This window comes from Janthinobacterium sp. GL_088 (genome assembly GCF_057837845.1).
Window position 1 is genome coordinate 2,863,447 of the sequence record NZ_CM174453.1, and the last position, 12,018, is coordinate 2,875,464.

12 protein-coding genes are annotated in these 12,018 nt (G+C 61.0%); 7 read left to right on the forward strand and 5 right to left on the reverse strand.

Annotated elements, in window-relative coordinates; translation table 11 throughout:
- Positions 1–227 precede the first annotated feature (227 nt).
- The 4 genes from AC3IQ7_RS13105 to AC3IQ7_RS13120 all read left to right on the forward strand — a co-directional run bounded on the left by AC3IQ7_RS13105 (position 228) and on the right by AC3IQ7_RS13120 (position 4,466).
- Positions 228–1,481, forward strand: a complete 1,254-nt coding sequence (locus AC3IQ7_RS13105; RefSeq protein WP_034777937.1) for an ABC transporter substrate-binding protein — start codon at positions 228–230, stop codon at positions 1,479–1,481.
- Between the two features lie 115 nt (positions 1,482–1,596).
- Positions 1,597–2,481 (forward strand): carbohydrate ABC transporter permease, encoded by an 885-nt coding sequence (locus AC3IQ7_RS13110; protein ID WP_034777935.1) that lies wholly within the window; start codon positions 1,597–1,599, stop codon positions 2,479–2,481.
- Positions 2,478–3,347 (forward strand): carbohydrate ABC transporter permease, encoded by an 870-nt coding sequence (locus tag AC3IQ7_RS13115; protein ID WP_034777933.1) that lies wholly within the window; start codon positions 2,478–2,480, stop codon positions 3,345–3,347. Before AC3IQ7_RS13110 ends, AC3IQ7_RS13115 begins: the two co-directional genes overlap by 4 nt.
- A gap of 9 nt (positions 3,348–3,356) precedes the next feature.
- On the forward strand, positions 3,357–4,466 hold the full coding sequence (locus AC3IQ7_RS13120; protein ID WP_489210010.1) for an ABC transporter ATP-binding protein: 1,110 nt from the start codon (positions 3,357–3,359) through the stop codon (positions 4,464–4,466).
- 77 nt (positions 4,467–4,543) lie between these two features.
- On the opposite strand, the gene AC3IQ7_RS13125 is transcribed toward AC3IQ7_RS13120, so the two are convergent.
- Positions 4,544–5,578 (reverse strand): ParB/Srx family N-terminal domain-containing protein, encoded by a 1,035-nt coding sequence (locus AC3IQ7_RS13125; protein WP_489210012.1) that lies wholly within the window; start codon positions 5,576–5,578, stop codon positions 4,544–4,546.
- 25 nt (positions 5,579–5,603) lie between these two features.
- Positions 5,604–6,821, reverse strand: a complete 1,218-nt coding sequence (locus tag AC3IQ7_RS13130; RefSeq protein WP_489210014.1) for a hypothetical protein — start codon at positions 6,819–6,821, stop codon at positions 5,604–5,606.
- 237 nt (positions 6,822–7,058) lie between these two features.
- Between AC3IQ7_RS13130 and AC3IQ7_RS13135 the strand changes: the two genes are divergently transcribed.
- A complete protein-coding gene (locus AC3IQ7_RS13135) occupies positions 7,059–7,436 on the forward strand; it encodes a type II toxin-antitoxin system RelE/ParE family toxin (RefSeq protein WP_489210016.1) in 378 nt (125 codons plus the stop codon).
- Positions 7,405–7,740, forward strand: a complete 336-nt coding sequence (locus AC3IQ7_RS13140) for a helix-turn-helix domain-containing transcriptional regulator (RefSeq protein ID WP_099380228.1) — start codon at positions 7,405–7,407, stop codon at positions 7,738–7,740. Before AC3IQ7_RS13135 ends, AC3IQ7_RS13140 begins: the two co-directional genes overlap by 32 nt.
- A gap of 13 nt (positions 7,741–7,753) precedes the next feature.
- On the opposite strand, the gene AC3IQ7_RS13145 is transcribed toward AC3IQ7_RS13140, so the two are convergent.
- From AC3IQ7_RS13145 to AC3IQ7_RS13155, 3 genes are read right to left on the reverse strand one after another with little or no spacing between them, the layout of a single operon-like run.
- Positions 7,754–8,776 carry a Gfo/Idh/MocA family oxidoreductase gene (locus tag AC3IQ7_RS13145; RefSeq protein WP_328574842.1) on the reverse strand — a complete coding sequence of 341 codons (1,023 nt, stop codon included), beginning with the start codon at positions 8,774–8,776 and terminating at the stop codon, positions 7,754–7,756.
- 28 nt (positions 8,777–8,804) lie between these two features.
- Positions 8,805–9,791 carry an inositol 2-dehydrogenase gene (gene iolG / locus AC3IQ7_RS13150; protein WP_489210446.1) on the reverse strand — a complete coding sequence of 329 codons (987 nt, stop codon included), beginning with the start codon at positions 9,789–9,791 and terminating at the stop codon, positions 8,805–8,807.
- Positions 9,784–10,650, reverse strand: a complete 867-nt coding sequence (locus tag AC3IQ7_RS13155; protein WP_034757651.1) for a MurR/RpiR family transcriptional regulator — start codon at positions 10,648–10,650, stop codon at positions 9,784–9,786. Before AC3IQ7_RS13155 ends, iolG begins: the two co-directional genes overlap by 8 nt.
- A gap of 258 nt (positions 10,651–10,908) precedes the next feature.
- Between AC3IQ7_RS13155 and AC3IQ7_RS13160 the strand changes: the two genes are divergently transcribed.
- Positions 10,909–11,955 (forward strand): sugar ABC transporter substrate-binding protein, encoded by a 1,047-nt coding sequence (locus tag AC3IQ7_RS13160; protein WP_099380225.1) that lies wholly within the window; start codon positions 10,909–10,911, stop codon positions 11,953–11,955.
- The last annotated feature ends 63 nt before the right edge of the window (positions 11,956–12,018 follow it).

A 12,018-nucleotide genomic window follows, 5' to 3' on the forward strand; every position in this document is an offset into this window, starting at 1 on the left:
TCTAGATCAACCTGGCGCATCCTTCGCGGATGCGTTTTTGGCGCCGTCCCGTGATATAAAGGCAATGTAGTCATGTCATGGATCGCGGCGCCGTCTTTTCACTGAAGATGATGCCCGTTTGCAAGCGGGTCTGAGCACAAGAGCGCCGGTACAGGCGCAGATTTCACCTTTTTCGGCCCCCGTATGCCGAAGCCCCCTAAAAGCTTGATCAAAAAAGGAATGTGGAGATGAAACTGAAATTCAAGATTACCCAACTGGCCGCGTTGACCACCCTGGCATTTGCCGGCAGCGCCTTTGCAACCGACGTGGAAGTGTTGCACTACTGGACCTCCGGCGGCGAAGCGAAGTCCGTGGGCCAGTTGCAGCAAATCGTGAAGGAAAGCGGCTTCGGCTGGAAAGACTTCGCCGTGGCTGGCGGCGCTGGCGAAAACGCCGCGACCGCGCTGAAAACCCGCGTCATTTCCGGCAACCCGCCAACGGCCGCCCAGCTCAAGGGTCCATCGATTCAGGAATGGGGCGCAGAAGGCGTGCTGGCCAATATCGATGATGCCGCCATTCCAGGCAAATGGGATGCCGTGCTGCCGAAAGTTGTCGCCGACATCATGAAATACAAGGGCCATTACGTTGCCGCTCCCGTCAACGTCCACCGCGTCAACTGGATGTGGGTCAATCCTGAAGTGCTGAAAAAAGCCGGCGTGGCCACCACCCCGACCACCTGGGATGCGTTCTTTGACGCGGCCGAGAAAATCAAGAAATCGGGCGGCATCGCGATCGCCCACGGCGGCCAGCCTTGGCAGGACGCCACCGTGTTTGAATCCGTCGCGCTGGGCGTGGGCGGCACGGAGTTCTACAAGAAAGCCATTCTCAAGCTGGACCAGAAGGAATTGACCGGCCCGACCATGCTCAAGGTGTTCGACACCCTGGGCAAGGTGAAGACCTACATCGACAAGGATGCGGCAGGCCGCGACTGGAACCTGGCGACCGCCATGGTCATCAACAACAAGGCCGGCTTCCAGTTCATGGGTGACTGGGCCAAGGGCGAGTTCACGGCTGCCGGCAAGGTGCCGGGCAAGGACTACCTGTGCGTGGCAGCGCCTGGGACGGACAAGGCCTATACCTTCAACATCGATTCGTTTGCCATGTTCACGCAAAAGGATGCGAATGCGAAGAAAGGGCAGATCGCCCTGGCCAACGCCATCATGAATCCGAAGTTCCAGTCGATCTTCAACCTGAACAAGGGTTCCATCCCCGTGCGTTCCGGCGTTTCCAAGGACAAGTTTGACGCTTGCGCCCTGAAATCGATGGAAGACATGGACGCCACCAACAAGACCGGCGGCCTGGTGCCATCGTTCGCCCACGGCATGGCGCTGCCATCGGCCACGCAAGGCGCCGTGACCGACGTCATCGCCAAGTTCATGAACACCAACATGAGCTCGAAAGACGCGGTTGCAGCCTTGGCCAAAGCGGCAAAAGTGAAGTAATCACGACGGCGCCGGCACTCCCGCCGGCGCCCGCTGCATCGCATGCATCGCAGGCGTCCGCCCTGGCGTTCGACCAGGCCGGCGCCACACGCAGTTCTACTTCTACGGCTGTCCTATGTCCATACGCAAGCAATTCGACCGATGGATACCGCAGATGGTGTTGGGCCCCACGCTCATCGCCAGCTTGGTATTCGTCTATGGTTTTATCTTTTTGACCGGTTGGCTGTCGCTGACCGAATCGCGGCTGATGCCGAACTACGAGTTCGCCGGCCTGGTGCAATATTACGAGCTGTTCGACAACGAGCGCTGGTGGACCTCGCTCAAGAACCTCGGCATCTTTGGTGTCCTGTTCATCGGTTGCAGCATCGCCATCGGCCTTTTCCTGGCCATCCTGCTGGACCAGAAAATCCGCGCCGAAGGCGCGCTGCGCGCCATCTACCTGTATCCGATGGCGCTGTCCTTCATCGTCACCGGCACGGCCTGGAAATGGATGCTCAATCCCAGCCTGGGCCTGGAAAAGGTCATGCACGACTGGGGCTGGACCTCGTTTACCTTCGACTGGCTGGTGAACTCAGACATGGCCATCTACACGGTGGTGATCGCCGGCGTGTGGCAGTCGTCCGGCTTTGTCATGGCCCTGTTCCTGGCCGGCCTGCGCGGCATCGATGATGAAATCATCAAGGCGGCGCAAGTTGATGGCGCGTCGCTGCCGACGATCTACTGGCGCATCGTGATTCCCGCCATGCGTCCTGTGTTCTTCAGCGTGCTGCTGATCCTCGCGCATATCGCCATCAAGAGCTTCGACCTGGTCATCGCATTGACGGCTGGCGGACCTGGCAATTCGTCGTCCGTGCCGGCCATCTTCATGTACCAGTTTTCCTTCACCCGCGGCCAGCTGGGCCTGGGCTCGGCATCGGCAATGATGATGCTGGCCACCATCGTGGCCGTGCTCGTGCCGCTGATGTACCTGGAAACGCGCAGCGCAAAGGCGATGAGATGACACCTACACGCAATAATCGCCTCACCCTCGGACGGGTGGTTGTATACCTGCTGCTGATTCTGTTTGCGGTGTACTACATCGTGCCTCTGTACGTGACCCTGTCGACGTCGTTCAAGTCGCTCGACGAGATCCGCAGCGGCAACCTGCTGGCCTTGCCGCACGTGTGGCAATTCGATTCCTGGTCCAAGGCCTGGTCTTCGGCCTGCACGGGCGTCACCTGCGACGGCATGCAGCCGTTCTTCTGGAACTCGATCAAGATGGTGATTCCCGCCGTGCTGATCTCGACCTTCCTGGGTGCCTTCAACGGCTATGTGTTCGCGCATTGGCGCTTCCGCGGTTCGGAAATCCTGTTTGCCGCCTTGCTGGTGGGCTGCTTCATTCCGTTCCAGGTGGTGATCCTGCCGATGGCGCGCTTGCTGGGCGAATTCGGCCTGGCCAATACCACCACGGGCCTCGTCTTCGTGCACGTGGTGTATGGCACGGCGTTCACGACCCTGTTCTTCCGCAATTACTATATCGGCGTGCCGGAAGAATTGATCAAGGCGGCCCGCATCGACGGCGCTGGCTTCTTCCTGATCTTCCGCAAGATCGTGCTGCCGATTTCGGGTCCGATTTTCGTCGTCTGCATCATCTGGCAATTCACGCAGATATGGAACGACTTCCTGTTCGGTATCGTCTTCGCCAGCGGCGATTCGCAGCCGATCACGGTGGGCTTGAACAACCTGGTCAACACGTCCACGGGCGTGAAGGAATACAACGTCAACATGGCCGCCGCGGTGATTGCCGCGCTGCCGACCCTGCTGGTCTATCTGGTCGCAGGCCGTTATTTTGTGCGCGGTCTGACCGCAGGCGCAGTCAAAGGTTAAGGAAAGAATATGTCCAGTTTATCGATACGCAGCATCCGCAAGGTGTACACGAATGGCGTCGAAGTCCTCAAGGGCATCGACATCGAGATCAAGGATGGCCAGTTCCTGATCCTCGTCGGCGGCTCCGGCTCCGGCAAGTCGACCTTGCTCAACATGGTGGCCGGCCTGGAAAGCGTCACCTCGGGCGAAATCCTCATCGATGGCAAGGTCGTCAACGACCTGCCGCCGAAAGACCGCGACATCGCCATGGTGTTCCAGTCGTATGCGCTGTACCCGTCGATGACGGTGCGCGAAAACATCGCGTTTGGCCTGAACGTGAAAAAAGTACCGAAGGCGGAGCAGGAAGAAATCGTCGCCCGCGTCGCCGAAACCCTGCAGATCACGCATTTGCTGGACCGTCGTCCGGCGCAGCTGTCCGGTGGCCAGCGTCAGCGCGTGGCCATGGGCCGTGCCATTTCGCGCAAGCCGTCGCTGTTCCTGTTCGACGAACCGCTGTCGAACCTGGACGCCAAGCTGCGCGTGGAAATGCGCGCCGAGATCAAGCTGCTGCACCAGCGCCTGAAAGCCACCATCGTCTACGTCACGCATGACCAGATCGAGGCGATGACCATGGGCGATTTGATCGCCGTCATGAAGGATGGGGTAGTGCAGCAACTGGGCACGCCGCAGGAAATCTACGACAATCCGGCCAACCTGTTCGTGGCCGGCTTCATCGGCTCGCCATCGATGAACTTCATCACCGTCAAGCCTGTCATCGAGGGCAACGAGGTGTTTGTCGCTATCGAGAACGCGGGCAAGAGCATGCGCCTGGCCTTGCCGTTCGCCACCGACAAGCTGCGCAGCTATGCGGGCCGCGAGGTGATTTTGGGCGTGCGCCCGGAGCAGATCACGGACATGAGCAGCGCGCACGGCGACGTGGGCCAGGAACTCGGTTGCCTGATCGACCTGGTCGAGCCAACCGGCCCGGACACCCTGCTGACGACGCGCTTGAACGGCGCCGCCGTCACCTGCCGCACGCATCCGCGCGAAGCCGTGCTGCCGGGGCAGACCATGCAGCTGTCGTTCAACCTGTCGAAAGCGGCCATGTTTGATCCGGAGAATGGTGAACGCATCGCGTAAGCGACGCTGCCCATAAAAACGGCCCGCTTGTCGAATGACAGGCGGGCCGTTGTTCGTTGTTGTTGACGCCGCCGCGATTATTTGGCCAGCGATTTTTTATAGGCGATGGCGTAGCCCAGTTTGCCCTTGTCTTCGGTCAGTGCGTCGAATGCTTCGTGGCCGATGTCGCGCAGCGCGCCCAGGTCCGCCGCGCGCTTGCCACCGCTGACGATGTCGGATGCTTGCAGCGTCGCCATCGCTTGCGCGGCCAGCAGGATGGCGCTGGCATATGCGACGGGATCAAGCAGGTCGACACGCGCCAGATCCAGCGTCGGTTTGCGGCGCAGCCAGTCGGCCCAGTAGAATTCGAGAAATTCCGTGGCGTGCTCCGGCGGTTGGTAGCCGATCTCGCGCGTAAAGTAGACGAGCGAGCGGTACGGATCGTCGCCCAGCGATGCGAGGCCGATGGCGGACGGCAGTTGCTGCGGCGTGATGGCCTGGTTGCGGCCATCTCTCAGCCATACCTTGTTTTCCGCGCGCATGCGGACCCAGAAGGCCGCGTCTCCCAGCGCACTGAAATTGTCGCTGACCTTGACCCAGACCTTCAATTGATGATTGCGCCCGCCATCGGCATCCCAGAAGGTGGAAAACGTGTGGTGGCCATCGGTCAGGTACAGCTTGCCCTGCGGGCCGATGACGACGCTTTTCATGTCGTCCGGACGGCTGCCCACGGCCGTCTTGCAGCGGTAGCCGTCCGGTGGCGCGGCCAGGGTGGCGCCGGGCGCATTGGCCGTGCCGGGCAAGACATCGCCCTGGCCATTGGCTTCACACAGGTCGGCAAATTTCTTGGGTTTGGCGATGTCGGCGATGTGCTGTTCTTCCGCCGCATAGCGTCCCAGTTTGTAATACACCTGGTCGTAGCCGATGGCCGGCTGGGTCGGGTGCAGTTCATCGAGGCGTACCTGCAGGATGCGCGGATGGGCGGCGTTGCCCACGACTGTCGCCATCAGCGCCTGCTGGCGCGCGCTGAGCGCCGGTGCCGCTGCGACGGCGGCATCCTTGGCCCACGCCGCATGGCTGAAGGACAGGGCCAGCAGCAGGGCGCTGGCGGCGTGCGTGGTGTAGTGGGGCATGCTTTTCTCCTTTATCGCCAGCGTCTCATTCCAGCAGCGCGCTGGGCACGCGCGGTGAAGACATCAAATCGCGGAAGGCGGCCCAGTGCGTGGTGCGCGCACTGCCCTGGCGTTCGACATAGGCTTTCGCCATGTCCTGGCCCAGGTTGTAATTGATGACGTACGCGCCCATGGCATCGTAGAACTGCAGGCGCTGCGCGGATTTCTCGGCCGGGTACAGGCGTACGTTGACCAGCCATTCCAGCGCTTCTTCGCGGCTCAGGCTGCCTTCGAGGTACTGGCGCGCGATGTCGTTGTCGGCATAGCTCAGCTTTGCCAGCAGCGCATTGAGCTGCGCATAGCGGGGCGCCAGCGCTGGGTCCAGGCCCGCCAGCGGGTACAGCACCTGCTGTTCGAAAACCAGCCGCTCTGCATCCGTGAAACTCAGTTCGATGCCGTAATTGGCCGTGCCTTCGGCGATCAAGGATTGCGGAGAATATAGCGGATAGATGCAGTATTCCATCCAGCCCTTGCCGCGCACCAGGTCGCGCTCGAGCAGCACGTTGTAGACGTGGTGGCCCGGATACGCTTCGTGGCAGCCGAGGTCGACGGCGCGGTCTATGTACACGGGCAAGTCGGTATTGATCTGGATCACGCTCTGGTAGTTGCCCTTGTACCAGTTGTAGCCGCTCCACGGCTTGTCGCTGACAAATTCCAGCACGAAATCTTCGCCTTCGGGCAGGGCGATGTATTGCAAGGTGCGTTCGCGGCCCGCGCGGATGGCCGCATCCATGACGGCGCGCAGCTTGTCGGCGGGAATGACAAGTTGCGCGCGCAAGGCATTGACCCGGTCGCTGACCGTGCCGTCGCCAGGCAGCAGGGCATCGATCTGCGCCACCAGTTCTGCATAGTACGCGCGGTTGTGATGGGGCGAGACGGCGTCGTACAGGCGCGCGCTTTCCGTATCGAAATCCAGGCGCGATCCCTGCAGCATGTCCGCCTTGGCCAGCACGGCCTGCAACTGCTTGCACAGGTTGAGGGCGCGCAGGCAGTCGGCGTCGGTCAGCAGGGCCAGCGCCGCGTTTGCACCATCCTTGATGCCGCTCAAACTCAGTTGCTGTTCTACCGCTTCTTGTTGCCATGCGGGCGGGCCGTAATACGCGTCGACATACGAGACATCGTGCTGGCCCATGGCCAGGACCAGCTTGACGTAGCGTTCGGCCACGTCGGCGAGAAGGGAGGAGTTGCTGTCGTTGTTCGTCATGGCGGCCTGGTTTGAGCGGTTGGGCAGGCGCTTATTGTATAGCGCATCTGCATGCAGATGCGATGTACACACGCGACATCATTTCCCTATAACAATTAGAAAAACGCATCTTGATGTAGCTCAGTGAACCCGGCATTCGCGGCCTGTGTGCGCGGGTTTGGTAGCAAGATGGGCGGCCTACTTTTTTTACATGTACACGTGATTTTACCCTTGATCTTTCTTCGTTTATGGACGAATATGATGTACGAGATACGGCACTACCTGACATCATCGGGCAGGGATTTGTATACGGAATGGCTGAAGCGCCAGCGCGACAATACGGCCAGGGTAGCCATCGTGCGCCGGGTACTGCGTATGATTCCCGGCAATTTTGGCGACCACAAGTTTTGCCGCGACGGTGTGTGGGAGTTGCGCATCGATGTGGGGCCTGGCTACCGCGTGTATTACGCCATCGCTGACGGGCAGATCATTTTATTATTGTGTGGCGGAGACAAGCGCACGCAGTCGAAAGATATCGAATACGCCTGTGCCTGCTGGCACGACTGGAAGGAGAGGGAAGATGAAAGAGGACGTGAAAGAGGTCATGAGCAAACCAGCAAGAGACCGCTCGCATGACGAGGCGATGGCTGAGCTGTACCGCGACGATCCCGCCTTCGCCCTGGAACTCATCAACAATATCCTCGTCGATGGCGACCACGGCGAACTGCTGGCCGTGCTGCGCCAGCTGACGCGCGCCTTTGGCGGCGTGCCCGCCGTGGCGCAGGCGGCCAAGCTCAATCCTACCCAGCTGTACCGCACCTTGTCGCCCGATGGCAATCCCTCCTTGAGCACCTTGACGGCCATCCTCGATGCCATGGGCTTGCGCCTGGCCGTGGAACCCAGGCAGCCCGAGCGTCCATTTCCCGCGCCGGCTGCCTGAATCCCCTGGCGGCTTAAAACTCCACGGGCCGTGCCTCGCGCATCGCCTGCGTCATGGCCAGGCCGATGCGCGTCGCTTCCGTCGCATCGTGCAAGGTCAGCGACAAGGTGCGCCGGCCCAGTGCCGCATCCGTGAACTCCTGCGCTTCGATCAAAAAGGCGTCGGCGAAGCGGGCATAGAAGTCCGGCGTGCATTCATTGCGCACGCCATGCGCATCCGAAATTTCCACCCTGTTCAGGCGTGGATTGCTGCCCACGGCCAGGCGGCCGCCCGTGCCGAACACTTCCGTCAGGGTTTCGTGGCCGTGCGCCATGGTGCGCGAGGCCATGAAGCTAGCCATGCTGCCATCGGAAAATTCGACCGTCGCCAGGCCATTGTCCACGTCGCCGAACGCCTGCAAGCCCGTGTGGATGGCGTTGGTGCCGCTCGCATACACGCGTTTGGGCACGGGATTGCCCAGCAGCCAGCGCGCCAGGTCGATATCGTGCACGCTGCAATCGAGGAAGATGCCGCCGCTGGTGGGGGCGAAGCGCATGAAGGCGCCGCTGGGGTCGTTCTGGTCGCAGGTTTGCGAACGGACAAGGTAAGGCTTGCCGATCAGGCCTTGGGCGATCTTTTGCTGCGCGTCATGGTAGCTGGCGTCAAAACGCCGCACGAAGCCGATCATGATGGTCAGCTGCGGATGGCGCGCCGCTTCCGCTTCCACCTTCAGGCAGTCGGCCAGGTCCAGCGACAGCGGTTTTTCGCAAAACACGTGCTTGCCTGCGCGCAGGGCGGCGATGATCTGGTCCGCGTGCAGCGAGGTGGGCGTGACGAGGAAGACGGCGTCCAGGCCCGGATGGGCCAGCAGGGCGTCGTAATCGGCATAGCCGGTGGTGATGCCGAGCGTGCTGGCGGCCCAGTCCAGTTCGGCTTGCACGGGGCTGCAGGCGGCCACGACTTCGGCATTCGGCACGCGCTGCGCCAGGTTGATGGCATGGCGCTGGCCCAGCCGGCCCAGGCCGACGATGCCGACTTTTAATGTTGGGGATGACATGGTGTCTCCAGGTATTTTTATTATTGGTTTATAAAGTGACCACGCGCTGTTCGCGCCACGACAAGGTGGCCGCTTCGGCCAGTTCCAGTGCCTTCAAGCCATCGTGGACGGTGGTGCGCGGCGGCGTGCCGTGGCTGAGGGCGTCAAAAAAGTGCGCCATTTCCTGTGCGTAGGCCACGCGATAACGTTCCAGGAAGAAATCTTCCGGCTTGTCCACGCTGACGTTCACTGAGCCATACGCCGTCACTTCCGTCGGCTTGTGGTTACCCGCCTGCAGCATGCCGGCGCTGCCCAGCACCTCAAAACGCTGGTCGTAGCCGTAGGCGGCGCGGCGCGAGGCATTGATCTGGCACAAACGTCCCTTGGCCGTGCGGATGGTGACGACGGCCGTGTCCAGGTCGCCCGCCTCGCCGATGGCGGGATCGACGAGGCAGCTGCCCGTGGCGTGCACGCTGACGGCTTCATCGTCGAGTATCCAGCGGAAGATGTCGAAATCGTGGATCAGCATATCCTTGAAGATGCCGCCCGATACCTTGATGTAGCTGACGGGAGGCGGACCCGGATCGCGGCTGGTAACGATCAGCAATTCCGGCGTGCCGATTTCGCCCGCTGCGATGCGTGTCTTGACGGCATTGAAAGTCGGGTCGTAGCGGCGTTGGAAGCCCAGCATGCACAGCACTTTGGCTTCCTTGACGGCGGCGGCGCAGGCGCGCGCCCGGTCGAGGGTCAGGTCGACGGGTTTTTCGCAAAAGATGGCCTTGCCGGCGGCGGCCGAGCGCAGGATCAGGTCCGCATGCGTGTCCGTGCTGGAAGCGATGACGACGGCCTTGACGGCCGGGTCGGCCAGTGCCGCCTCGACAGTGGCGCTGCTGCCGCCATGCAAGCCAGCCAGCGCGGCGGCCGCTTCCTGGTTGACGTCGACCACATACTTGAACTGCACGCCGGGTTGGGCGGCCAGGTTGGCCGCGTGGATTTTGCCGATGCGTCCGGCGCCGAACAACGCTACTTCAATCATCATGTTCTCCTGGGGTGTGGATTTCTTCGATGTCGAGCTCTAATTTGTATGCCAGCGCGATGAACAGCGCCTGGCACAGGCAGATGGTGCTGGTCAGCGAGCGGAAGGCGAAGGCGCTGCCCTCGGTGACGGTGAGCAGCGCGTCGGCGGCCCGCGCGAGCGGGGCCAGCTTGCTGTCAGTAATCACCAGGACCTTGGCGCCCTTGTCTTGCGCCGCCTTGATGCACTGCTGGGTTTCCTTGCCGTAAGGCGAGAAACTGATGGCGATCGCCACATCGCGTTCGCGCACGCTGCGCATCTGTTCGCGGTGCATGCCGCCCAGTCCGCTAATCAGGTGCACGCGCTTGTCCGTGTGTTCCAGCGCGTAGGCGATGTAGGAGGCGATCGGAAAGGACCGGCGCACGCCGATCACATAGATGTTTTCCGCTTTCAGCAGCAGGTTGACGGCCGCTTCCAGTTGCGCGTCGTCGAGTCCTGCGGCCAGGTCGTCGAGGCCGGCGCGGCTGGCGCCAACGAATTCGCGCGTCAGGTCGCCCGCACTGAGGGCGGCGTCGCGCGTGGAAATGAGCTTGCGGATGCGTTGCTGATAGTCGGGCGTGGCGCCGGCCTGGTCCGTATAAGCTTGGCGGAAGACATCCTGCATTTCGCTGAAACCCGTGTAGCCGAAGCGCTGCGCGAAGCGCACGATGGCCGACGGCTGCACGTCGCAGGCGGCAGCGATGTCGCTGATGCGCTCGAGCATCAGGCTGGCCCGGTGCTTCTCGATGTATTGGGCGATGACTTTCAACTGGCGCGACAGATTGTCGTACTCGGCGGCAATGTGCTGCATCAGCTGTTCGATGGGGGCGGTGGCTGCCATGGTTTTTTTCCTCTGTGTGCTTGCTGGGCCGCGACGGTGTATCAATTCCGTGCGGCTGGTTCTGGCGAGAATTATAGGAGTGAATTCAGAAAATAGAAATGATTTTCTATTTAAATTTATTTTGAAAATTTTATTGCATTTGTCTTTTTTGTGGCCTAAGCTGTGCGCAGTGCATCGGGTCTTGCCAGTATTCCGGCTCCCCGCTGACACGCGACAAAAGCTGGCAACTATAAAAATTAATCCTTCAAGGAGACATTCATGCAAAGCAATAAGCGTAAGGGATTTCTGAAGCGCCTGGCCGTGCTGGGCCTCGGCCTGGGACTGGGTCTGGCCATGAGCGCCAGCCACGCGGCGGGCGAGAAATTCGTGTTGATCAGCCATGCGCCTGATTCCGATTCCTGGTGGAATACGATCAAAAATTCCGTCAAGCAAGCTGGCGAAGACTTCAATGTCACCGTCGACTACCGCAATCCGCCGAATGGCGACCTGGCCGATATGGCGCGCCTGGTCGAGCAATCGGCAGCCCGCAACTACGACGGCGTGATCGTCAGCATCGCCGACTTCAGCGTGCTGCAAAAACCGCTGGGTCTGGTTGCCGCCAAGAAGATTCCGTTTGTCACGATCAACTCCGGTACTCTGACGCAAAGCGAGCAGCTGGGTGCCGTGATGCACGTGGGCCAACCCGAATTCGAGGCAGGCAAGGGCGCCGGTGAAAAAGCCAAGGCGGCCGGCATCAAATCCTTCGTCTGCGTCAACCACTATGCGACGAATCCATCGTCGTTCGAACGTTGCCGCGGCTTTGCCGAGGCCATCGGCGTCGATTTCAAGGCTGCTACCCTGGATGCGGGCGAAGATCCGACCACCATCGAGAGCAAGCTGAGCGCCTACCTGCGCAACAACCCGAAAACCCAGGCCGTGCTGGCGTTGGGACCCACTTCGGCCCACGCTTCGTTGAAGGCGCTGGAAAAAATGGGTTTGAAGGGCAAGATGTGGTTTGCCACGTTCGACCTGTCCGATGACATCTCGAAAGGCATCAAGGATGGCAGCATCCAGTTCGCGATCGACCAGCAACCGTACCTGCAAGGCTATATCCCCGTTGCCGTGCTGGCCATCATGAAGCAGGACAAGACCACGGACCTGGCCAAGATCCGCGAAAAGCTGATCAATAACGCCAAGTTCAAGGCGCGCCTGGCCGAGTACGGCCTGGCACCATCGTATGGCCCGCGCCATATCGGTTCCGGTCCCGGATATGTCACCAAGGACAATATCGGCAAGGTGGAGAAATACGCCGGCCAGTTCCGTTAAGCAACCGCTTTTCAATTCAATCAATACTTAGTTGTAGTCCCCGCGCGCAGGCCAAGCTTGCCG